We start from the raw sequence: 22,120 nt of genomic DNA, 5'->3' as shown, positions 1-22,120 counted from the left end.
TTGCCGACCCTTCCCTTGAAAGGGAGGGTGAAGGAGGCACACAATGAACGTTCTCGACCGCTATCACGCCATGGACTACGGCCCGGCGCCGGAAGCCCGCAACGAGGCCGATGCGTGGCTTGCCGCGCGCGATTTCGGCAAGGCGCTGTTCATCGACGGTGCCTGGAAGGCCGCGTCCGGCGGCAAGACGTTCGAGACCAGCGAGCCGTCTTCCGGCAAGCTGCTGGCCAAGGTTTCGGACGCCAGTGCGGCCGATATCGAGGCGGCGGTCGCGGCAGCCACCAAGGCGTTGCCGAAATGGAGCGCCAGTCCAGGCTACCAGCGCGCCAAGGTGCTCTACGCGATCGGCCGCGCCATGCAGCGCCACCAGCGCCTGTTCGCGGTGCTGGAGACAATCGACAATGGCAAGCCGATCCGCGAAAGCCGCGACATCGACGTGCCGCTGGCGATCCGCCATTTCATCCATCATGCCGGCTGGGCGCAGGCACTGGACAAGGATTTTCCAGGCCATAAGGGCGTCGGCGTCGTCGGCCAGATCATCCCGTGGAATTTCCCGCTGCTGATGCTGGCGTGGAAGATCGCGCCGGCGCTTGCCGCCGGCTGCACCGTGGTGCTGAAGCCGGCCGAGTTCACGCCGCTGACCGCGATCCTGTTCGCCGAGATCTGCGAACGCGCTGGCGTGCCGAAAGGTGTCGTCAACATCGTGCAGGGCGGACCCGAAGCGGGCGCTGCCATCGTCAATCATCCCGGCATCCAGAAGATCGCCTTCACCGGCTCCTCGGAGGTGGGAAAGATCATCAGGAAAGCCACCGCCGGATCAGGGAAAAAGCTTTCGCTGGAGCTCGGCGGCAAGTCGGCCTTCATCGTCTTCGAGGATGCCGATCTAGACAGCGCCGTGGAAGGCCTGGTCGACGGCATCTGGTTCAACCAGGGCCAAGTCTGCTGCGCCGGTTCGCGGCTCCTGGTGCAGGAAGGCATCGCCGAAGCCCTGATCGCCAAGGTCAAGACGCGGATGAGCAGGTTGCGCGTCGGCAGTCCGCTCGACAAGAACACCGATATCGGCCCGCTGGTCGACATCACACAGCTCGACCGCGTCAAGGGACTGGTCGCCGAGGGCGCGAAACAGGGCGCCATCTGCTGGCAGCCGGACGCGGCGCTGCCGTCCTCCGGCTATTACCATCTGCCGACGCTGGCCACCGGTGTTTCGCCGGCTAACATACTTGCCCAGGAAGAGGTGTTCGGGCCGGTTCTGGCGACCATGACCTTCCGCAACACCGACGAAGCGATCGAACTCGCCAACAACACGCGCTATGGACTGGCGGCTTCGGTTTGGAGTGAGAACGTCAATCTGGCCTTGCATGTCGCGCCGCAATTGAAGGCCGGCGTCGTCTGGGTCAACGGCACCAACATGTTCGACGCCGCCTGCGGCTTTGGCGGCTACCGCGAGAGCGGCTTCGGACGCGAGGGCGGGCGCGAGGGCATGTTCGAGTATCTCGCGGCAAGGCTGCCGCTCGGTCCGGTCATCAAGGCCGCGACTGTCTCGGCGCAACCGGTCGAGCAAGCCGATGGCCTGGCAATAGACCGCACGGCGAAGCTGTTCATCGGCGGCAAGCAGGTACGGCCGGACGGCAATTATTCGCTGGCCGTCGCTACTGCCAAGGGCAAGCTGGCCGGCGAGGTCGGGCTCGGCAGCCGCAAGGACATCCGCGACGCTGTGTCCTCCGCCCGTGCCTGCAAGGCCTGGCCGGAGGCGACCGCCTATAACCGCTCGCAGGTGCTTTACTATCTTGCCGAGAACCTGTCCGGCCGCACCGATGAGTTTGCCGCACGCCTCGTGCAGCTCACAGGCGTGACGGCCAAGGCGGCGCGCGAGGAGGTCGAGCAGTCGATCGAGCGGCTGTTCCTTTATGCCGGCCTTGCCGACAAGTTCGAGGGTCGCGTGCATCAGCCGCCGGCACGCGCCGTGACGCTGGCCCTGCATGAGCCCGTCGGCGTCGTCGGCATCGTAGCACCCGATGCCTCGCCGCTGCTTGGCCTGATCTCGCTCATCGCCCCGGCGCTCGCGATGGGCAACACCGTGGTCGCCGTGCCGTCCGAACGCTATCCGCTGCTCGCCACCGACCTCTATCAAGTGATCGAGTATTCCGATGTTCCGGCCGGCGCCATCAACATCGTCACCGGACGCAGCGCCGAGCTTGCCGGCGTGCTGGCCAGGCATGACGATGTCGACGGGCTCTGGGTATTCGCCGATGCGGAGACCTGCGCCAAGGCGGAAGCCGAGTCCATCGGCAACCTCAAGCGCGTCTGGAGCGGCAATGGCCGCGGCCTGGACTGGGCATCCGGGGAAGCGGCGGGCGATGCTTTCCTGCGCCGCGCCATCGAGGTGAAGAACGTCTGGGTGCCTTACGGCGACTGACGTTTCCGTGCTGTCGCAATGGTGATCGCGTTCGGGCTTGACGCCCGGACACATGTTCTTTAACGAGAAAAAACATCTTTATCTGTAAACTGACGGCGACCCAGGCTGCATGGTGATGCCTTACTGGCACACGACGCCGTGGCAGGATGCCGGTAAATCCGGATGATCCAGAGGAGCGAGGAGAAGAGCATGGCGGATCTGGCAGGCAAGGTCGTTGTCATCACGGCGGCGGCGCAAGGCATCGGCAAGGCGAGCGCACTGGCCTTCGCCAAGGCTGGCGCCACCGTCCATGCCACCGACATCAACGAGGCGCTGCTCGCCGAACTCGCCAAGACGTCCGGGATCAAGACCCGCAAGCTGGATGTGCTGAACGACGAGGCCGTCAATACGGCCTTTGCCGAGATCGGCCGCGTCGACGTGCTGTTCAACTGCGCCGGCTTCGTCCATTCCGGATCGATACTCGAGATGAAGGATGGCGATCTCGATTTCGCGCTGAACCTCAATGTCCGCGCCATGGTTCGCACCATCCGGGCCGTGCTGCCCGGCATGCTGGAGCGCGGCGATGGCGCCATCATCAACATGGCCTCGCTGGCGAGCTCGACCAAGGGCGTGCCGAACCGGTTCGTCTACGGCCTGAGCAAGGCGGCAGTCATCGGCCTGACCAAGGCGGTCGCCGCCGACTATGTCGGCAAGGGCATACGCTGCAACGCCATCTGCCCCGGCACGGTCGAAAGCCCGTCGCTGCAGGACCGCATGCATGCGCAAGGCGACTATGAGGCCGCCCGCGCCGCCTTCATCGCCCGCCAGCCGATGGGCCGGCTCGGCACGCCGGAGGAAATCGCCGACCTCGCCGTCTACCTGGCCGGGGCGACCTATACGTCCGGACAGGCCTACAATATCGACGGCGGCTGGTCGATCTGACCATCGGACGCCGAGAGATCGCGGACAAACAGGAAGATCAGGATCCTTCGCCGCGTTCGGAAGATCGGGAAGTCTGAAAATCCGGGGCGCGGGCCCGCTCACCAAATGTCCGCGCTTGCCCGGGCTCAGGTCGATGGGTAGGGTCCGCCCGGCTCTTCAAGGAAGCCATCGCCTCGGCGGAGAATTTGCAAAAGGCCGCGAGGCCGCAACCAGGAGAAGGATTTAGATGAAACTGCTGCGCTATGGCGAGGTGGGGAGCGAACGTCCCGGCCTGCTCGATGCGGATGGGACGATCCGTGATCTCTCCGCCCATGTCGCCGACATTGCCGGAACGGTGCTGCATCCGGCCTCGCTGGAGATGCTGGGCAAGCTCGATCCGAAGTCGCTGCCGGCGGTTTCCGGCAAGCCACGGCTCGGCGCCTGCGTCGCCGGCACCGGCAAGTTCATCTGCATCGGCCTCAACTATTCCGACCACGCCGCCGAGACCGGCGCCACGGTACCGCCGGAACCGATCATCTTCATGAAGGCAAGCTCGGCCATTGTCGGCCCGGATGACGACGTGCTGATCCCGCGCGGTTCGGTGAAGACCGACTGGGAAGTCGAACTCGCCGTGGTCATCGGCAAAACGGCAAAATATGTCAGCGAAGCCGATGCGCTGGACCATGTCGCCGGCTATTGCGTCGCCCACGACGTCTCCGAGCGCGCCTTCCAAGCCGAGCGCCAGGGCCAGTGGACCAAGGGCAAGAGCTGCGACACGTTCGGCCCGACCGGCCCGTGGCTGGTGACCAAGGACGAAGTCGCCGATCCGCAAAACCTCAAAATGTGGCTGACCGTCAACGGCAAGACCATGCAGAACGGTTCGACCAAGACCATGGTCTATGGCGTCAAATATCTGGTGTCCTACCTCAGCCAGTTCATGTCGCTGCATCCCGGCGACATCATTTCGACAGGCACGCCGCCCGGCGTCGGCCTCGGCATGAAGCCGCCGGTGTTCCTGAAGTCCGGCGATGTGGTGGAACTGGGCATCGAGGGCCTGGGCCAGCAGAAGCAGACGTTCAAGGCTGATTTGTAGCCGCGGCAGTTCTTCCCCTTCTCCCCTTGTGGGAGAAGGTGGCCTCGCGAAGCGAGGTCGGATGAGGGGTGCGCGAAGGATCTCTGCTTGCAGAAGTCAAGCGCGTGAAGTCTTTCGGCCTTTTCACGCCTCACTCCGCTGGAACACCCCTCATCCGTCTCGGCGCTGCGCGCCGATCCACCTTCTCCCACAGGGGGAGAAGGAAAGAGGCGTTGGCGCCAGATTACTTGATCGTCTTCCCATCCGCGCCAAACCGGTAGGTCTTCGCCGGATCCGGCGTCGCATAGAGCGTTGCGCCCGGCTCGGCGTCGTAGACGCCGAAAATCCGCACCGTGATCAGCCCGGCCTTCTCGCAATCGAGATAGAGATTGGTGTCGGCGCCGAGATGCTCGGCATGAACCACCGTACCCTTCCAGGCGCCCGATTTCGGATCGACGGTCAGATGCTCCGGCCGAACGCCGATGGTCTTGGCCGTTTCGCCGAGGCGGGCGCCGTCGATGAAATTCATCTTCGGCGAGCCGATGAAGCCGGCGACGAACTCATTTGCCGGCGCATTGTAGAGCTCCATCGGGCCACCGATCTGCTCGATCCTGCCAGCGTTCAGCACCACGATCTTGTCGGCCAATGTCATTGCCTCGACCTGGTCGTGGGTGACGTAGATCATCGTCGCCTTCAGCCGGCGGTGCAGCTGCGCGATCTCCAGCCGCGTGTTGACGCGCAGGGCGGCATCGAGGTTCGACAGCGGCTCGTCGAAGAGAAACAGCTTGGGCTCGCGCACCACGGCGCGGCCGATGGCGACGCGCTGGCGCTGGCCGCCGGAGAGCTCGGCCGGCCGCCGCTCCAGATAGGGCTCCAGCGACAGCATCGACGAGGCGATGCCGATGCGGCGGTCGATCTCGGCCGCGGGCGTGCCGGCCTGCTTGAGGCCAAGGCCCATATTGTTCTTCACCGTCAGATGCGGGTAGAGCGCGTAGGTCTGGAACACCATGGCGATGCCGCGCTTGGCCGGGGGCGTGACCGACACATCCTCGCCGTCGATCAACACCCGGCCGGAAGTCGAATCCTCCAGCCCGGCGATGACCCGAAGCAAGGTCGACTTGCCGCAGCCCGACGGGCCGACAAAGACGACGAATTCGCCATCGGTCACTTCGAGGTCGATGCCCTTCAGCACCTCGACCGGCCCGAAGGCCTTCTTCACATTCTCGATCTTCAGCGAACCCACGGCTTCGTTCCTGTCGTTAGAGTTTGACGGCTATGCCGCTGCGCACGCTCTCGTCGGCGGCAAGGCAGACGGCGAGCGACTTCACCGCGTCGTCCATGTGTTTGGTGAGATCCAGATCCTCGCGGATCGCCTTCAGCACGAAGGCCTGCTCGAGATCGCAGAGGTCCTGGTGGCCGGGTTCGCCTTCCATCGACAGCATCTCGTCGGCTTTGGCGAACTTGCCGTCCGCGCCGGTCGCCGCACTGTGCAGGCGGATGGTCGAGGTCTTGGTGTGGGTGTCGATGTCGTCCGACTTCACACCTTCCTTCATGACGATCGACACGCAGCCCTTCGGAGAAATGACGTCCTTCACGAAGAAGGCGGTTTCGGAAATCATCGGTCCCCAGCCAGCCTCGTACCAGCCGACCGAGCCATCATCGAACAGCACCTGCAGATGGCCGTAATTATACATCGTCGGCGCGATCTCCTCGGTCAGGCGCAGCCCCATGCCGCGCACCTCGAGCGGCCTGGCGTCGGTGATCTGCAGCATGACGTCGAGATAATGCACGCCGCAGTCGACGATCGGCGACGTCGTCTGCATCAGCTGCTTGTGCGTCTCCCAGGTATGGCCCGAGGATTGCTGGTTGAGGTTCATGCGGAACACGTAGGGGCCGCCGAGCTTGCGCGCCTCGGCGATCAGCCGGATCCAGGACGGGTGATGGCGCAGTATGTAGCCGATCACCAGTTTTTTGTCGTTGGCCTTGGCGGCCGCGACGACGCGTCTGGCGTCGGCCACCGTCGTTGCCAGCGGCTTCTCGACGAAGACGTGGCAGCCGGCCTCGAACGCCTTCACCGCATAGTCGGCATGGCTGTCGGAATAGGTGGCGATGCAGGCGACATCGGGCTTTTGGTCACGCAGCGCCTCGTCGAAGGAACGCCTGATGCCGTAGCCCGACAGCCCGTCCGGCAGCGGCACGTCGGAACGATTGATCAGGGCGGCGATCTCGAAGCCCGGATTGGTGTGGTAGGCCAGCGCATGACTGCGGCCCATATTGCCGAGCCCGGCGACGACGACACGAAGAGGCTTTTCCAAACTCACTTGACGGCTCCCGATGTGATGCCGCGGATCAGCTGCCGCGAGAAGATGACGTAGAGGATCAGTACCGGCATGATCGCCAGCGAAAGCGCGGCCAGGATGGCGTTCCAGTTGGTGACGAACTGGCCGAGGAAGAGCTGCGCGCCGAGCGTAACCGTCTTGGTCTCCTCCGACGGCGCCAGGATCAGCGGGAACCACAGATCGTTCCAGATCGGGATCATGGTGAAGACGGCGACGGTCGCCATGGAAGGCCGTACCAGCGGCAGCACCAGGCGGAAGAAGATGGTGTATTCGGACAGGCCGTCGATACGGCCGGCATTCTTCAGATCGTCGGAGACCTGCTTCATGAATTCCGACAGGATGAAGACGGCGAGCGGCAGGCCTTGCGCGGTGTAGACCAGGATCAGCGCCGTCAGCGTGTTGACCAGCCCGCTCGCCACCATCAATTGCAGGATGGCGACGGTGCCGAGCCGGATCGGGATCATGATGCCGAGCGCGAGATAAAGCCCCATCAGCGAATTGCCGCGGAAGCGGTATTCCGACAGGGCGAAGGCGGCCATGGCGCCGAACAGGAGCACGAAGAACAGCGAGGCGACGGTGACGACGAGGCTGTTCTGGAAATAGTGGATGAAGTCGCCCTGGCCGATCACCGTGGTGTAGCCGATCAGGTCGAAGGTCTTCGGCGTCGGCGGCGTCAGCGGCGCGCCGAAGATGCCGGCGCGGGACTTGAACGAATTCATGATCACCAGGATCACCGGAAACAGCGCGATCGCCGTGTAGGTCAAGAGGATCGCGTGGGCGCCGATGGTGCGGGGCAGCGAACGGGTGGCGGTGCTCATCTCCTGGCCCCTCAGAACTGGTAGCGACGCAGGCGCGTCTGGACGAGGAAGAGGTAGACGCAGACGCCACCGAGGATGATCAGGAACATCATCGTGGCGATCGCCGCGCCCATGTTGGGGTCGCCGACCTGCAGCTGGAAACCGAAGAAGGCGCGGTAGAGGAAGGTGCCGAGAATATCGGTCGAATAGTTCGGCCCGGCGAGCGCCCCTTGCGCGGTGTAGATCAGGTCGAAGGCGTTGAAATTGCCGACGAAGGTAAGGATCGAGATGATGCCGATGGATGGCAGGATCAGCGGCAGCTTGATCTTCCAGAACTGCGACAGGCCGGTGATGCCGTCACATTCGGCCGCCTCGATGACCTCGTCGGGGATCGACAGCAGCGCGGCGTAGATCAGCATCATCGGGATGCCGACAAACTGCCACACCGAGATCAGGCTGAGCGCTGTCAGCGCATATTGCTCCTTGCCGAGCCAGGGCGTGAACAGGCTTTTCAGGCCGACCAGGTCCATCATGTGCGGCGCCACGCCCCAGAGCGGCGACAGGATCAGCTTCCAGGCGAAGCCGACGATGACGAAGGACAGGATGGTCGGCACGAAGATCGCCGTGCGGTAGAAGGCCGCGAACCGAAGTTTCGGGCTGGACAGAAGCGCGGCCAGCATGACGCCGATCGGGTTCTGCACCAGCATGTGGATCATGAAGAACCAGGTGTTGTTCCTCAGCGCGTTCCAGAAACCCACCGACCAGTTGGGGTCGCCGAACAAGGCGCGGAAATTGTCCAGTCCGACGAAGATCTGGTGCTGCTCGATGTTGCGGAACAGCGACAGCTGCAGCGTGCCGGCGAGCGGCAGGATCATGATCGCCGTGTAGACGAGCACGGCCGGCGCCAGGAAGACGGCGATGTGCCAGCGAAACGGTCTTTTCGGTCGTATTTCTGCGGCCATGAGTTCGGTTCCCGCCGTCTCTCGGTTCCAGACGATGTTGATGCTAGATGATGCCTCGATGCACGGCCCATCCATCCTTGCCCGATACCGCAAGAACAAAGGCCTGCGACTGATCAGCCAGCCTTCCCAAGGAGATTAAGGGTAAGGCCGCGAGGCGGTGCCGACAATCGCTATCTGAACGGGTGCACGCTCAAAACCAGGAGTATCCGGAACCGGCCAGGCATGCGCCCGGCCGGCTCCGTTGCCTGAGCTCTTACTTCGCCGGCTTGTACCAGCTGTCGAGACCGGTTTGCAGCTTCTTGGCCGCAGCTTCCGGGGTGTCGGTGCCGTTGATGACGTTGGCCGATTCAACCCAGGTCTCGTTCTCGAGGTTCGGCGTGCCGCGCGACAGGATCTGGTAGGTCGAGCGGATCGTCGACTTGCACTTGCCGCGCCAGGAAACGAATTCCTGCGCCAGCGGGTCTGCCATCTTCACCGGCGAGGAGTTCAGGCTGAAGAAGCCCGGCAGCGCGTTGGCGTAGATGGTGGCGAAATCCGGCGAGGCCACCCAGGACAGGAAGGTCTTGGCCGCGTCCGCGTGCTTGGAAGCCGCATTCAGGCCCATGCCGATATCGGTATGGTCGGAGATGTAGCAGGTGTCGCCGGCCTTCTCGACCGGCGGCGGGAAGGCGCCCATCTTGAACTGGGCCTGGGTGTTGAACAGGCCGATCTCCCACGAACCGGCCGGGTAGATGGCGGCGCGGCCGAGCGTGAACAGGTTCTGGCTGTCCGGATAGGTCTGCGCCTCGAAGCCGTCGCCCAGATAGGGCTTCCACTTGGCCAGTTCCTCGAAGGGCGCGACCCAGTCCTTGTCGGTCAGCTTCTGCGTGCCCTTGATCAGCGCAGCGCGGCCGTCCTCGCCCTTCCAGTAGTTGGGGCCGATGTTCTGGTAGCCCATGGTCGCGGCTTCCCAGAGATCCTTGGTGCCCATCGCCATCGGGATGTAGGTGCCGTCGGCCTTGATCTTGTCGAGCGCGGCGAAGAACTCGTCACGGGTCTGCGGCACCTTGATGCCGAGCTTGTCGAAGGCGTCCTTGTTGTAGATGAAACCATGGATGACCGAGGCCATCGGCACGCAGAAGCTCGCCTTGCCGTCGTCGGTCTGCCAGGCGGATTTGGCCACCGGCGAGAAGTTTTCCATGCCGGGCAGCGCGCTGAGGTCGGCGAGGTTGCCCTTCTTGAACAGTTCGAGCGACTTGTCGAACGGGCGGCAGGTGATCAGGTCACCGGCCGATCCGGCGGCGAGCTTGGCGCCGAGCGCGGCGTCATATTCGGTCGGAGCCGATGGCGCGAACACCACCTTGATGCCGGGGTTCTTGGCTTCGAAGGCGGGGATCAGCTTGTCCTTCCAGATGGACAGGTCGTCGCCGCGCCAGCTTTCGATGTTGAGCGTTACGTCCTCGGCGTGAGCCAACCCGGCGGACCCGAGAATGCTGGTGCCCAGAAGCAGTGCCGTCAGTAGTTTCGTTGTCATGCTCAGTCTCCCTGTTGACCTTTTTCAGGTTCGGTTTTGATGAGAACGGGGGCTTTTGGCCCCTTGCTCCCCTCGCAAGCCCGTTTCACCCCGATGGAAATCGGGATGAAACAGGCTCTATTTCTCTGTTCGAGCATGATCTTTTCCGGAAAGCGGTCCCCGCTTTTCGGGATCATGCCCAAGCGCAAAAAGGGCCGGCCGCAGTTTCTGGCCAGCCTCTTCCAGTATCTTCCGTGCCGCGGCGGCGCTGTCGGCGCCAGCGGCGAGCAGAATTGCGGTCTTGACCGCGCCGCCACTTTTCTCCAGCAGCCCGGCCGCTTCGTCCTTGCCGCGCCCGCTGATGGCGGCGACGATACGCGCGGCGCGGTCGCGCAGCTTGATGTTGTCGGCCATCAGATTGACCATGTAGCCGTCATGGACATGGCCAAGATGAACAGCGGTCAGGGTCGACAGCATGTTGAGCGCGATCTTCTGGGCGGTACCGGCGCCCATACGCGTCGAACCAGCGATCACTTCCGGCGGCGTTTCGAGCAGGATCGCGGTTTCGGCCTGGCGAAGCAGGGCGGAGTCCCGGTTGTTGGCGATGCCGATGGTGGCCGCACCGCGACGGGCGGCTTCTTCGATCGCGCGCACCGCGTAGGGCGTGGTGCCGCTGGCGGAAAGCGCGATCAGGCAATCGCCGGCGCCGATGCCGGCATTGGCGACAGCCGCGGCTGCCTCCTCGACATCATCCTCGGGGCCGCCCGCCAGCGTCCTGAAAGCCTCGTCGCCGCCGGCGACCAGGATGGCGATGCGGTCGCGTTGGATGCCGAAAGTGCCCGGCAGTTCCAACGCATCGGCCAGCGCCATCAGGCCGGAACTGCCGGCCGCCGCATAGGCAAGCTTGCCGCCGCCGTTCAATCGGCCCGCAATGATCTCGGCTGCCTTGGCGATGGCGGGAATGGCGTTGCGGACGGCTTTCGCGGCTTCGATCTGCGCATCGGCCAGCGAAACAAGGATGGCTTCCGGAGCCTGGATATCCAGCCCCTCGGCATTCCTGTGAAGCGCTTCGGTGCGCGTTTCAGCCATCCGTGTTCCTCCAATACCAGAACAATACCAAAAAAATACCACTTGTCCACACGCATTAACGAATTCGCGGACAGGAAATCGCTGAGCCGACGAAATGTGCAGATTTTTCAATAAAATACGGCTTAATCTTTTTGAAACAGAAATTAAGTCTTGGCTATTGGTATTTTATTGGTATTATCGACCCGGAGGAGAAATCGCGTGAATTTCGTGCTCGGTATCGATGGCGGCGGCACCAGCTGCAGGGCCGCCCTTGCAACAGCGGACGGTACGGTCGTCGGTCGCGCCAAAAGTGGTGCCGCCAACATTCGAACCGACCTCACCGGGGCGCGGTCGAACATCGTAGACGCCGCGCGGCAAGCCTTCATCGCCGCCGGGGAGGATCCCGAACTGATCCCGCAAACACCGGCCATTCTCGGCCTAGCCGGCGCCAATGTCGGCACCTACCGGCAGCAGCTGGAAGCGATCCTGCCGTTCAGCACCAGCCGCGTCGAGACCGACGCCGAAATCGCGCTGGAAGGGGCGGTTGGCTCGGGCGACGGCGCCATGGCGATCCTCGGCACCGGCACCGCCTATATGGCCCGCAAGGGCGGCAAGTCACGGGCGATCGGCGGCTGGGGATTCCAGGTCGGCGACCAGGGTAGCGGCGCCCGCATGGGCCGCGATCTGCTCGAACAGACGCTGCTTGCCCATGACGGCGTGCGCGCGGCTTCGCCGCTGACCGACGCGATGATGGCCATCTTCCGCAACAATCCCGAGGACGTGGTGGAATTCACCACCAATGCCAAGCCCGGCGATTTCGGCGGCTTCGCGCCCAAAGTGTTCGAGCACGCCGAGAAGGGCGATGCCGTCGCCAACTGGATCGTCGACAAGGCGGTCGGCGATGTCGAGGCTTCGCTCGGCGCGCTCGGCCTCTCCGATGACGCGCCGCTTTGCCTGCTCGGCGGGCTGGCGCCGCTCTACGCGCCACGACTGTCGCCGCGCTATCGAGCGTTGCTCAAGCCACCGCTCGACGATGCGCTGGGCGGGGCGGTGCAGATGGCGGTGCGGCTGTTCGCCGGACAGGCGGAGGCGGCCCGATGAGCGATGCCGCCGACCAGATCTTCGCCGCGCTGAAGCAATCGTCGCAGAGCGGCGCGCCGCTCTACCTGCAGCTCAGGAAAAGCATCGAGGATGCGGTCAACCGTGGCCTGATCGGACCTGGCGACGCGCTGCCTTCCGAGCGCGACATCGCCACCAAGGCCGACATTTCGCGCGTCACCGTGCGCAAGGCGGTGCAGGATCTGGTCAAGGGCGGCATCCTTGTGCAGCGCCATGGCTCGGGCACCTTCGTGGCGCCACGCATGGAGCGCGTCGAGCAATCGCTGTCGCGGCTGACCTCCTTCACCGAGGACATGGCGCGGCGCGGCATGGCGGTGCGCTCGGCATGGCTCGACCGCGGTCTATATGCGCCCTCGCCCGACGAGATGATGGTGCTCGGCCTGTCGTCGAGCGAACTGGTGGCGCGCGTGGCGCGCCTGCGCATCGCCAACGACACGCCACTGGCGATCGAACGCGCCTCGTTGTCGGCCAGCGTGCTGCCCGACCCGGCGGGCATCGGCTCGTCGCTCTATGCGGCGCTGCAACTGACCGGCAATCGCCCGGTTCGGGCGGTGCAGCGCATCTCGGCCGCCAATCTCGGCGACGACGATGCGCGCCTGCTGGAAGTACCCCCGGGTGTCGCCGGCCTGCATATCGAACGCATTTCCTACCTGGCGAGCGGCAAGGTGATCGAGTTCACCCGCTCCATCTATCGGGGCGACGCCTATGATTTCGTCGCCGAACTGCGGCTGACAGGGCCGAGCGAAGAGGGCCGACCATGACCTCCAACACCACACATATGCAGCGCGAGATCGAGGAGATCCCGCAGGCCGTCGCCCGACTGCTCGATGGTTCTGGCGCCATGCTGGCCGAGGCCGGGCGCGGCATCCGGGAACGCGACCCGCATTTCGTCGTCACCGTGGCGCGCGGTTCATCCGACCATGCCGCGACCTTCATGAAATATGCCGTCGAACTGACCGCTGGCCTTGCCGTCGCCTCGGTCGGTCCATCCATCGCCTCGATCTACGGCCGCAAGCTGCGGCTCGAGGGCTCGGCCTGCCTGGCGATCTCGCAGTCAGGCAAGAGCCCCGACATCGTCGCCATGGCCGAAACCGCACGCGCCGGGGGCGCGCTGACCATCGCTGTCACCAACACCGCCGAGTCGCCGCTGGCGCGGGCCTCGGACTATGCGATCGACATCCTGGCCGGCCCCGAGCGCAGCGTCGCGGCAACCAAGACCTTCGTCAATTCCGCCGTCGCCGGTCTCGCCTTGATGGCGCATTCCACCGGCGACGAGGCGCTTCTCAAGGCACTTGCCGGCTTGCCCGAGCATTTCGGCAAGGCGATCGCCTGCGACTGGATGAGCGTGCTCTCCGAAACCATCGAGAAGCAGAAATCGCTGTTCATCCTCGGCCGCGGACCGTCGGCGGCGATGGCCAACGAGGCGGCGTTGAAATTCAAGGAGACCTGCGGCATGCATGCCGAGGCCTATAGTGCGGCCGAAGTCATGCACGGCCCGCTGGCGCTGATCGGCCCCGACTTTCCGGTGCTGGCGCTGGCAGCGCGCGATGCGTCAGAGCCCTCCATCGCCGAGGCGGCCGACAGCCTGGCGGCAAAGGGGGCGCCGGTGTTCGTCACATCAGCGCTTGCCAACCGCGCCACGCGCCTGCCGCATGTCGCCACTGGACACCCGCTGACCGATCCGTTGACGCTGATCGTCTCGTTCTACGTGTTCGTCGAGGCTTTCGCGCGCCATCGCGGCCTCGACCCCGACACGCCGCGCAACCTTCGCAAGGTGACGGAGACCGTATGAGCGACCGTTTTGCCCTGACAGGCGCCCGCATTTTCGATGGCGACAACTGGCATGAAGGCTCGGCGCTCGTCGTGCGCGACGGCCTTGTCGAGGCCATAGTGCGCCAGGGTGCCCTGCCCTCGGACGTCCGTGTTGTGGACGCCGGCGGCGGCATGCTGGTGCCGGGCTTTGTCGACATCCAGGTCAATGGCGGCGGCGGCGTCATGCTCAACGACCACCCCGATGTCGCCTCGATCGAAACCATCTGCCGGGCGCACGCGCCGTTCGGCACGACGGCGCTGCTGGCGACGCTGATCACCGACACGCCCGCGATCACCGCTGCGGCCATCGCCGCCGGCGAAGCAGCCGCGCTGCGGAAGGTACCCGGTTTCCTCGGCCTGCATCTCGAGGGTCCGCATCTGTCGATCGCGCGCAAGGGCGCGCATGATCCGGCGTTGATCCGGCCGATGACGGACGCCGACCAGGCGATGCTGATCGCGGCGCGGCGGAAGCTGCCGGTGCTGCTCACCACGGTCGCGCCGGAATCCGTCGAACCGGCGCGGGTCGCGGCATTGGCGAAGGCCGGCGTTGTCGTGAGCCTCGGCCATTCGGACACCAGCTACCTCAGAGCAAAAACCTTCGCCGAAGCGGGCGCCAGCGTGGTCACCCACCTGTTCAACGCCATGAGCCAGATCGGCAACCGCGAGCCTGGACTGGCGGGCACGGCGATCGATGTCGGCTCCTTGTCCGCCGGGCTCATCGCCGACGGCATACACGTTCATCCCGCGACCATCCGGATCGCGCTCGACGCCAAGCAGGGACCGGGCAAGATCGTGCTGGTCACCGACGCCATGGCGCCGATCGGCACCGACATGACCTCGTTCACGCTCAACGGCCGCACCATCTACCGCAAGGACGGGAGTCTCAGGCTTGCCGACGGAACGCTGGCGGGCGCCGATCTCGACATGATATCGGCGATCCGGTTCATGCACGGCGTCGTCGGCGTCGAACTCTCGGAAGCCCTGCGCATGGCCTCGCTCTATCCGGCCCAAGCGATCGGCCAGTCGCATCGGCTCGGCCGATTTGCCAACGGCACGGCGGCGGATATCGTTGCGCTGTCGGACGATCTTGGCATAGGAAGCGTCTGGATCGGCGGCGAGAAGGTGTTCAAGGCCGGCGCTCCACGCTGAGAGAGGCCATGCAGACGGTCGATTGTGTCGTCGCCGGAGCGGGCGTCGTCGGGCTTGCCATCGCCAGGGCGCTTGCCTTGTCCGGGCGCGAGGTGGTTGTGGTCGAACAGGCCGACGCGATCGGTACAGTCACCAGTTCGCGCAATTCCGAAGTCATCCATGCCGGTCTTTATTACGCACTGGGAAGCCTGAAGGCCCGGCTCTGCGTCGAAGGGCGGCGGCTTCTCTATGCCTACTGCGCCGGGCACGCCGTCGCCCACGCGCGCACCGGCAAGCTGATCGTTGCCAGCGAGCCCAGCCAGATCGATGGGTTGCGGAAGATCGAGGCCAATGCCCGACGCTGCGGGGTCGACGATCTCCAGTTCCTGACGCGCGGCGAGGCCATGAGCCTGGAACCGGCGCTGGCATGCGCGGGCGCGCTGTCGTCGCCGTCGACCGGCATTGTCGACAGCCATGCGCTGATGCTGGCGTTGCGCGGCGACGCCGAGGCGGCCGGCGCGTCCTTTGCCTTGCTCACCACTGTCGTCGGAGCGGCGATCGAGGCCGGCGGGATCCGGATCGAAACGCGCGATGCCAATGGCGAGACCTTCGCCCTGGAGGCAGACACCTTCGTCAATGCCGCGGGCCTCGATGCGCAGGCCGTGGCCCGCCGGATCGACGGCTTTCCAGGGAATCTCATCCCACGGCAATGGCTCGCGCGCGGGAGTTATTTCGCCCTTCCAGGCCGATCGCCGTTTTCGCGGCTGATCTATCCGGTTCCGGTCGAAGGTGGCCTTGGCGTCCATCTGACTCTCGATCTGAGCGGCAGCGCGCGTTTCGGGCCTGATGTCGAATGGATCGAGCGCGTGGACTATACAGTCGATCCCGGCCGAGGCGCTGCCTTCTACGAGGCGATCCGGCGTTATTGGCCTGATCTTGCCGACGGTGCCCTGCAACCGGCCTATGCCGGCGTCAGGCCGAAGCTATCCGGACCGGGTCAGGCGGCCGCCGATTTCATGATCCAGGGGCCGGCCGATCATGGCGCCGGGCGGATCGTCAATCTGTTCGGCATAGAGAGCCCCGGCCTGACCGCGAGCCTGGCGATCGCCGACCATGTCGCCGAGCTGCTGCATACGCGATTATAAGCGCCGGCGGGAATTCTTCCGCTGAGGCCGATGCCATGAAACCTTTTGATTTCGAGGTCGTTGTCGGGACGTATGTCCGAGGCGAAACCCAGATCGAAACCGGCCGACGGCATAAAGCCGCGCGGCGCCCCCAAGCGGCGGCGGCAAAAGCCGCGCGACGAGCGCCCGCGCGCGGAGGAGGCGAGCAAAAAGAAGCCAGGCGACAAGAAGGCACCGATCGTCGAAGCGGCCGCGCCCGACATCGCAGGCGAAGCTCCGCCGCCGGAAGCCGTCGAACCCGACCCGCAGTTGACGCCCGAGGAAGCAGAACAGGCGCGCAAGAAATACCTGCTGAAGCGCTTCTGGATCAGCGGGCGCGGCTATTGGGGACGGCATGGCGACAGGCTCGCCTGGCCATTGTCGGCCGGGCTGCTGATCCTGATCGTCGTCAATGTCGGCTTCCAGTACGGGATCAATGTCTGGAACCGCTCGATCTTCGACGCCATCGAGAAGCGCGACGCCCATACCGTCTATTTCCTCAGCGCCGTGTTTGTGCCGCTGGTGCTTGGCAGCATCAGCCTTGTCGTCGCGCAGGTCTGGCTGCGCATGACCATGCAGCGCCGCTGGCGCGCCTGGCTGACGACCTCGGTGATAGCGCGCTGGCTCGCCAACGGCCGCTACTATCAGCTGAACCTCGTCAAGGGCGACCACCAGAACCCGGAGGCGCGCCTGTCTGAAGATCTGCGGGTCGCCACCGAGTCACCCGTCGATTTCGTCGCCGGCGTGATTGTCGCCACCCTGTCGGCCTCGACCTTCATCGTAGTGCTGTGGACGATCGGCGGCGCCTTGAGCTTCCCGCTAGGCGGCTCGACCATCACCGTGCCCGGCTTCCTCGTCATCACCGCGGTGATCTATGCCGCGATCACCTCGACCTCGATGTTCGTCATCGGCCGCGATTTCGTGCGGCTGTCCGAGGAGAAGAACCAGACGGAAGCCGAATTCCGCTACGTGCTGACGCGCGTGCGTGAAAACGGCGAGAGCATCGCCCTGCTCGGCGGCGAGGAAGAGGAACGCAGCGGCATCGACAGAACCTTTGCCGGCGTGCTGAAGCGCTGGGCGCAACTGACCGGCCAGCACATGCGCACGGCACTTGTTTCGCAGGGATCGAGCCTGTTCGCGCCGGTGGTGCCGGTCCTGCTGTGCGCGCCAAAGTTCCTCGAAGGGTCGATGTCGCTCGGCCAGGTCATGCAGGCGGCCTCCGCCTTCGCCATTGTTCAGAGCTCTTTCGGCTGGCTGGTCGACAATTATCCGCGCCTCGCCGACTGGAACGCCTCCGCACGCCGCATCGCTTCGCTGATGATGTCCCTCGACGGGCTGGAACGTGCCGAGCAGAGCGACGAGCTCGGGCGCATCAAGCGTGGCGAGACCAAGGGCGACGCCATGCTCAGCCTCGACAATCTCTCCGTGACGCTCGACGACGGCACGTCCGTGGTCAAGGAGACGGAGGTCGCCGTCGAATCGGGCGAGCGGGTGCTGGTTTCGGGCGAATCCGGTTCGGGCAAGTCGACGCTGGTGCGGGCGATCGCCGGCCTGTGGCCATGGGGAAGCGGCAGCGTCAATTTCCATCCCGACAGGCGGTTGTTCATGCTGCCGCAGCGGCCCTACATCCCGTCCGGCACGCTGCGCCGCGTGGTCGCCTACCCCGCGGCCGCCGACAAGTGGAAGCTCGACCAGATCAAGGCCGCCCTCGACAAGGTCGGCCTCGGCCATCTCGCCGGCCGGATCAAGGAGGAAGCGCCCTGGGACCAGACCTTGTCGGGTGGCGAAAAGCAGCGGGTCGCCTTCGCGCGGCTCTTGCTGCATCGCCCCGACATCGTCGTTCTGGACGAGGCGACCTCGGCGCTGGACGAAAAGAGCCAGGACCAGATGATGGCAACGGTGATCCGCGAATTGCCTGAAGTCACGATCCTCAGCGTGGCGCATCGCGCCGAACTGGAAGCCTTCCACACCCGCAAGATCACGCTCGAGCGGCACAAGGGCGGCGCGAAACTAGTCAGGGATATCGACCTCGTGCCGCGCAACCGCAAGCGCGGCCTGCTCACGCGCGCCTTGTGGGGCTCGGGCACGACGACCGAAAAGCCGCGCAAGACGAAATAACGGGGGATGCGCGCCCACCACTACGATGCGTAGAGGTCCTTGTACGTGTCGCGCAGAATATTCTTCTGCACCTTGCCCATGGTGTTGCGCGGCAATTCGTCGACGAAGATCACCTGCTTCGGGTGCTTGTACCTGGCCAGGCGCCCGGCGATGGCGCTGAGAATTTCGGCTCCGGTGATCCGGGATGCCGGCGCCCGCACGACGACGGCCGTGACGCCTTCGCCGAAATCCGGATGGGCGACGCCGATGACGGCGCTTTCGTTCACTCCATCAAGCGCGTCGATCTCGCTTTCGAGCTCCTTGGGATAGATGTTGTAGCCGCCCGAGATGATCAGGTCCTTGCCGCGGCCGACGATATGGACATAACCGTCGGCGTCGACCATGCCGAGATCGCCCGTGATGAAGAAGCCGTCGGCGCGGAATTCCGCCTTGGTCTTTTCCGGCATGCGCCAGTAGCCGCCAAACACGTTCGGGCCCTTGACCTCGATCATGCCGACCTCGCCCTGGGCCAGCGGCTTGCCGCTATCGGGATCGGTGATGCGCAGCGACACGCCAGGCAGCGGGAAGCCGACCGTGCCGGCGCGCCGTTCGCCCTCATGGGGGTTGGACGTGTTCATGTTGGTCTCGGTCATGCCGTAGCGTTCGAGGATGGCGTGGCCGGTGCGCTCGCGCCAGGCCCTGTGCGTCTCGGCCAGCAGCGGCGCCGAGCCGGACACGAACAGGCGGATGTTCTTCGCCGCCTCGCGGTCCAGCCCGTCCTGCCGCAGCAGCCTGGTATAGAAGGTCGGCACGCCCATCACCGCCGTGGCGCGCGGCAGCAGTGAGATGATGCGGGCCGGATCGAATTTCTGCTCGAACAGCATCGAGGCGCCGGCCATCAGGATGACATTGGTGGCGACGAACAGGCCATGCGTGTGGAAGATCGGCAGCGCATGGATCAGCACGTCGCCTGATGTGAAGCGCCATTGGTCGACCAGCACGCGCGCATTCGATGCCAGGTTCCCATGGCTGAGCATAGCACCTTTCGAGCGGCCGGTCGTTCCCGACGTGTAGAGGATCGCCGCGAGATCGTCCTCGCCGCGCTCGACATCATGGAAATCGGAGGATTGCCGTGATGCCTGGTCCGTCAGCGATCCCCGGCCAGTGCGGCCGAGCGTGACCACGACGGCACCGGATGGCGCGACCATCCGCTCGATATCCGCCGATTTCGCCGGATCGCAGACGATGACCCGAGGTGCTGCATCCTCGAAGAAATATCCAACCTCGGTCAGCGTGTAGGCCGTGTTGAGGGGCAGGAAGACGGCACCGGCGCGCACGCAGGCGAGATAGAGCAGCACCGCCTCCGGGCTCTTCTCGACCTGCACGGCGATCCGGTCGCCGGGCTCGACATGCAATTGCAGGAGCGCGTGCGCGAGCTGCGCCGACCGCGCCAGCATGTCGCCATAGCTGAGCGAGCGCCCATCATCGGTTTCCATCAACAGGCGCCCGGGCGGCGGCATCCGGGACCGGAACGCATCGAACAGATGATTGCTCATGAAATTTTCCTGCTGTGATGGCAATGCGGCGCCGGCAATGCACTTGGGGCGCGCAGAGTTCGCGTTTCCGGGCCGTGCCGTCAAGACCGCAAACGGCTGTGCGGCGCGTCGCATCCGCCGAAGAAATCGCGAATGATGGCGACAAGCTCCGCCGAGGAAATGGTCGTTACCGCCTAGCGCGCTCGGCCGAAGCGGCGGCTTTTGCGACTTCGCCTTGCTTGAAGCGCTCCATGCATATGGAAGCGGTCAGCTGGTAGTGATCGATCAAGGCCTGGACGGCGCCGTCGGCATTGCCGTCCAGCGCGCATTCGGCGATCCGCCGGTGTTCCCCGAAATCGTCGCGCTGCATGCTCTCGCTGTCATTGGCCATTTGCCGGTAGCGATAGGCGTGATCTGAAAGCTGATCGCAGAAACCCACCAGCCAGTGCGACCGGCAGGCCGAGATCAGCACACGGTGGAAGGTGCGGTGCAATTTCTCCCAGTCCGGATCGAGCGACGGGAGATTTTGCGGGGAACATCGAGATGCGCGGCCCAGGCGATGCAGCGCCAGCACCAGTTGTTCTTCCCACTCGGTGGTGCGGTGGGCAATGGATTCGCGAAGCGCCCGTTCCTCGAGCCAACAGCGGGTGCGCGTCAGCTCCTCCAGCTCCGTCGCACTGACCGGCATGATGAAGAAGCCACGCTGATCGTGACGGCCAAGGAGACCCTCGGAGGCAAGGCGATTAAGGGCTTCACGGACAGGGGAGGCACCGGCGCCATACTTGGAAACAACCCACTCGACCCGCAGCTTGCTTTCGGCTTCCAGAGCGCCGCCAAGAAGATCATCCCGCAATTGGTGATAGACCGTACTGGCAAGCGTACTCTTGGATCCTGTGCCGTCGTCGTTCAGGTTGGCAGCGCCGTATGTCAAATTCGACTCCTTGTCCCCATGTCTCTCTGGGCAATTCGAGTCCGAAAAAGAATCCTTCCGTACATGTACCCTACAGTGCCTTCGTCAAGAGGCTCAAGCACAAGACGCCATCCTAGTACTTAAGCACTAAGGAATATAGCGCTATCCGCCGCCTGATCGGGGGAATTGGCGCGCCTCTACAACCAATGGAACTTAACATGTTTTGTATGCACGCAGGATCATCTGTTCCTTGTGTGCCCGTGCGAGCATCTTTTCTGTCGCGCGCAAAGATACCGCACGGCTGGGCTTGCTCATCCGTCCGGCGCCGATCTGATTCGGGCGTCACCGTGCTCCTGAAGAACCGTGTCCGCGCAAAAGCTGTCAGCCAGCCAGCCGGTTGGATTCGAAGCGGGATGATCGCGGTGCGTTCGAGCAATTCAGGGCGGTTGGCCGTTTCCTTGAAACGGTCCCTAGCCGGCGGCGTTGTCGGCCGCTGTCCTGATCGCCTCGATGTTGGCACGGTACGCCTCGACGCTGCCGCCCTTGAAGATCGCCGCGCCGGCCACCAGCACATCGGCCCCGGCTGACGTGACCAAAGGGGCCGTTTCGGGCGAAACGCCGCCGTCGATCTCGATGCGGATCGGCCGGTCGCCGATCAGCGCCTTGACCCTTCTAACCTTGTCGACGATCCCCGGGATGAAGGCCTGGCCGCCGAACCCCGGATTGACGGTCATGATCAGGATCAGGTCGAGCCGGTCGAGCACATATTCGATCATCGTTTCCGGCGTCGCCGGATTGAGCGACACGCCGGCCTTCTTGCCGAGGTTCCTGATGGTCTGCAGCGAGCGGTCGAGGTGCGGCCCGGCCTCCGCATGGACCGTCATGCCGTCACAGCCGGCCTCGGCGAAGGCGGCGAGATAGGGATCGGCCGGCGCGATCATCAGATGGCAGTCGAAAAAAGCCCTGGTGCGGTTGCGGATCGCCTTGATCACCGGCGGACCGAAGGTGATGTTGGGGACGAAATGGCCATCCATGACATCGAGATGGATCCAGTCGGCGCCAGCGGCCGCGACGGCTTCGACCTCGTCGCCAAGCTTCGAAAAGTCCGAAGCCAGCACCGATGGTGCGATCAAGGTCTTCTTGCTCATCTCGCGGCCTTTCCGGGCGCCCTTTTCATACCGTTCACCCTGGATCGACTGCCTAATGCCCGGCGGGGGACTTGTCGAGGGTGCAAGCACGGGGGCTCCACAGGCTTGGGCGGCGTTGCGGGATCTCCGATCCTGCCGCAGCCAATTCCCGCTTGCCGGGAC

At 64.6% G+C, this 22,120-nt stretch carries 18 protein-coding genes; 9 read left to right on the top strand and 9 right to left on the bottom strand.

Annotated elements, in window-relative coordinates:
* Positions 1-43 precede the first annotated feature (43 nt).
* The 3 genes from AC07SZ_RS12050 to AC07SZ_RS12040 all read left to right on the top strand — a co-directional run bounded on the left by AC07SZ_RS12050 (position 44) and on the right by AC07SZ_RS12040 (position 4,409).
* Entirely contained in the window at positions 44-2,416 is a 2,373-nt protein-coding gene (locus AC07SZ_RS12050; RefSeq protein ID WP_494914390.1) for an aldehyde dehydrogenase family protein, read from the top strand.
* A gap of 189 nt (positions 2,417-2,605) precedes the next feature.
* Positions 2,606-3,337 (top strand): SDR family oxidoreductase, encoded by a 732-nt coding sequence (locus AC07SZ_RS12045; RefSeq protein ID WP_065005452.1) that lies wholly within the window; start codon positions 2,606-2,608, stop codon positions 3,335-3,337.
* 226 nt (positions 3,338-3,563) lie between these two features.
* Positions 3,564-4,409, top strand: a complete 846-nt coding sequence (locus AC07SZ_RS12040; RefSeq protein ID WP_494914388.1) for a fumarylacetoacetate hydrolase family protein — start codon at positions 3,564-3,566, stop codon at positions 4,407-4,409.
* A 223-nt stretch (positions 4,410-4,632) separates the two neighbouring features.
* Here the strand turns inward: AC07SZ_RS12040 and AC07SZ_RS12035 are convergent, their stop codons facing one another.
* From AC07SZ_RS12035 to AC07SZ_RS12010, 6 genes are all read right to left on the bottom strand, one after another.
* Positions 4,633-5,631 carry an ABC transporter ATP-binding protein gene (locus tag AC07SZ_RS12035; RefSeq protein ID WP_494914387.1) on the bottom strand — a complete coding sequence of 333 codons (999 nt, stop codon included), beginning with the start codon at positions 5,629-5,631 and terminating at the stop codon, positions 4,633-4,635.
* Between the two features lie 16 nt (positions 5,632-5,647).
* Complete coding sequence (locus tag AC07SZ_RS12030; RefSeq protein ID WP_494914385.1) at positions 5,648-6,709, bottom strand: Gfo/Idh/MocA family protein; 1,062 nt, start codon at positions 6,707-6,709, stop codon at positions 5,648-5,650.
* Positions 6,706-7,545, bottom strand: a complete 840-nt coding sequence (locus tag AC07SZ_RS12025) for a carbohydrate ABC transporter permease (protein WP_010912697.1) — start codon at positions 7,543-7,545, stop codon at positions 6,706-6,708. Before AC07SZ_RS12025 ends, AC07SZ_RS12030 begins: the two co-directional genes overlap by 4 nt.
* 11 nt (positions 7,546-7,556) lie before the next feature.
* Positions 7,557-8,486 (bottom strand): carbohydrate ABC transporter permease, encoded by a 930-nt coding sequence (locus AC07SZ_RS12020; protein WP_494914383.1) that lies wholly within the window; start codon positions 8,484-8,486, stop codon positions 7,557-7,559.
* A 253-nt stretch (positions 8,487-8,739) separates the two neighbouring features.
* Positions 8,740-9,999 carry an ABC transporter substrate-binding protein gene (locus tag AC07SZ_RS12015; RefSeq protein ID WP_056573814.1) on the bottom strand — a complete coding sequence of 420 codons (1,260 nt, stop codon included), beginning with the start codon at positions 9,997-9,999 and terminating at the stop codon, positions 8,740-8,742.
* A gap of 117 nt (positions 10,000-10,116) precedes the next feature.
* The gene (locus AC07SZ_RS12010; protein WP_056573817.1) at positions 10,117-11,067 is read right to left on the bottom strand and encodes an N-acetylmuramic acid 6-phosphate etherase; all 951 of its coding nucleotides are present in this window, start codon (positions 11,065-11,067) and stop codon (positions 10,117-10,119) included.
* A gap of 198 nt (positions 11,068-11,265) precedes the next feature.
* Here AC07SZ_RS12010 and AC07SZ_RS12005 point away from each other — a divergent pair, with 198 nt between their 5' ends.
* The 6 genes from AC07SZ_RS12005 to AC07SZ_RS11980 all read left to right on the top strand — a co-directional run bounded on the left by AC07SZ_RS12005 (position 11,266) and on the right by AC07SZ_RS11980 (position 18,386).
* Complete coding sequence (locus tag AC07SZ_RS12005) at positions 11,266-12,147, top strand: glucosamine kinase nucleotide-binding domain-containing protein (RefSeq protein WP_494914381.1); 882 nt, start codon at positions 11,266-11,268, stop codon at positions 12,145-12,147.
* The gene (locus tag AC07SZ_RS12000; RefSeq protein ID WP_172371438.1) at positions 12,144-12,926 is read left to right on the top strand and encodes a GntR family transcriptional regulator; all 783 of its coding nucleotides are present in this window, start codon (positions 12,144-12,146) and stop codon (positions 12,924-12,926) included. The genes AC07SZ_RS12005 and AC07SZ_RS12000 overlap by 4 nt, the downstream gene beginning before the upstream one ends.
* A complete protein-coding gene (locus tag AC07SZ_RS11995) occupies positions 12,923-13,957 on the top strand; it encodes an SIS domain-containing protein (protein ID WP_172371439.1) in 1,035 nt (344 codons plus the stop codon). Before AC07SZ_RS12000 ends, AC07SZ_RS11995 begins: the two co-directional genes overlap by 4 nt.
* A complete protein-coding gene (gene nagA, locus AC07SZ_RS11990) occupies positions 13,954-15,126 on the top strand; it encodes an N-acetylglucosamine-6-phosphate deacetylase (RefSeq protein WP_494914379.1) in 1,173 nt (390 codons plus the stop codon). The genes AC07SZ_RS11995 and nagA overlap by 4 nt, the downstream gene beginning before the upstream one ends.
* Before the next feature lie 8 nt (positions 15,127-15,134).
* On the top strand, positions 15,135-16,250 hold the full coding sequence (locus AC07SZ_RS11985) for an NAD(P)/FAD-dependent oxidoreductase (RefSeq protein WP_172371441.1): 1,116 nt from the start codon (positions 15,135-15,137) through the stop codon (positions 16,248-16,250).
* Between the two features lie 72 nt (positions 16,251-16,322).
* Positions 16,323-18,386: an ABC transporter ATP-binding protein/permease gene (locus tag AC07SZ_RS11980; protein WP_494914378.1), complete on the top strand. Its 2,064-nt coding sequence runs from the start codon at positions 16,323-16,325 to the stop codon at positions 18,384-18,386.
* A gap of 20 nt (positions 18,387-18,406) precedes the next feature.
* Here AC07SZ_RS11980 and AC07SZ_RS11975 read toward each other — a convergent pair whose 3' ends face one another.
* From AC07SZ_RS11975 to rpe, 3 genes are all read right to left on the bottom strand, one after another.
* Complete coding sequence (locus AC07SZ_RS11975; protein WP_494914376.1) at positions 18,407-19,921, bottom strand: malonate--CoA ligase; 1,515 nt, start codon at positions 19,919-19,921, stop codon at positions 18,407-18,409.
* A 166-nt stretch (positions 19,922-20,087) separates the two neighbouring features.
* Positions 20,088-20,831, bottom strand: a complete 744-nt coding sequence (locus AC07SZ_RS11970) for a GntR family transcriptional regulator (protein ID WP_172371442.1) — start codon at positions 20,829-20,831, stop codon at positions 20,088-20,090.
* A gap of 449 nt (positions 20,832-21,280) precedes the next feature.
* Positions 21,281-21,958: a ribulose-phosphate 3-epimerase gene (gene rpe, locus AC07SZ_RS11965; RefSeq protein WP_056573842.1), complete on the bottom strand. Its 678-nt coding sequence runs from the start codon at positions 21,956-21,958 to the stop codon at positions 21,281-21,283.
* Between the last annotated feature and the right edge of the window lie 162 nt (positions 21,959-22,120).

The sequence above is a fragment of the Mesorhizobium sp. GW821-FHT07A06 genome (assembly GCF_059419085.1).
The sequence above is the reverse complement of the archived record's forward strand: the minus strand, read 5'-3'. Positions and strand labels throughout refer to the sequence as shown.

Excerpts from the sequence above, each read along its gene's own strand:
- AC07SZ_RS12045 (WP_065005452.1), top strand. The coding sequence starts at position 2,606 with ATGGCGGATCTGGCAGGCAAGGTCGTTGTCATCACGGCGGCGGCGCAA.
- AC07SZ_RS11985 (WP_172371441.1), top strand. The coding sequence starts at position 15,135 with ATGCAGACGGTCGATTGTGTCGTCGCCGGAGCGGGCGTCGTCGGGCTT.
- AC07SZ_RS12020 (WP_494914383.1), bottom strand. The coding sequence starts at position 8,486 with ATGGCCGCAGAAATACGACCGAAAAGACCGTTTCGCTGGCACATCGCC.
- AC07SZ_RS12050 (WP_494914390.1), top strand. The coding sequence starts at position 44 with ATGAACGTTCTCGACCGCTATCACGCCATGGACTACGGCCCGGCGCCG.
- AC07SZ_RS12040 (WP_494914388.1), top strand. The coding sequence starts at position 3,564 with ATGAAACTGCTGCGCTATGGCGAGGTGGGGAGCGAACGTCCCGGCCTG.
- AC07SZ_RS12015 (WP_056573814.1), bottom strand. The coding sequence starts at position 9,999 with ATGACAACGAAACTACTGACGGCACTGCTTCTGGGCACCAGCATTCTC.
- AC07SZ_RS11975 (WP_494914376.1), bottom strand. The coding sequence starts at position 19,921 with ATGAGCAATCATCTGTTCGATGCGTTCCGGTCCCGGATGCCGCCGCCC.
- AC07SZ_RS12025 (WP_010912697.1), bottom strand. The coding sequence starts at position 7,545 with ATGAGCACCGCCACCCGTTCGCTGCCCCGCACCATCGGCGCCCACGCG.
- AC07SZ_RS12010 (WP_056573817.1), bottom strand. The coding sequence starts at position 11,067 with ATGGCTGAAACGCGCACCGAAGCGCTTCACAGGAATGCCGAGGGGCTG.
- AC07SZ_RS12000 (WP_172371438.1), top strand. The coding sequence starts at position 12,144 with ATGAGCGATGCCGCCGACCAGATCTTCGCCGCGCTGAAGCAATCGTCG.
- rpe (WP_056573842.1), bottom strand. The coding sequence starts at position 21,958 with ATGAGCAAGAAGACCTTGATCGCACCATCGGTGCTGGCTTCGGACTTT.
- AC07SZ_RS11980 (WP_494914378.1), top strand. The coding sequence starts at position 16,323 with ATGTCCGAGGCGAAACCCAGATCGAAACCGGCCGACGGCATAAAGCCG.
- AC07SZ_RS11995 (WP_172371439.1), top strand. The coding sequence starts at position 12,923 with ATGACCTCCAACACCACACATATGCAGCGCGAGATCGAGGAGATCCCG.
- nagA (WP_494914379.1), top strand. The coding sequence starts at position 13,954 with ATGAGCGACCGTTTTGCCCTGACAGGCGCCCGCATTTTCGATGGCGAC.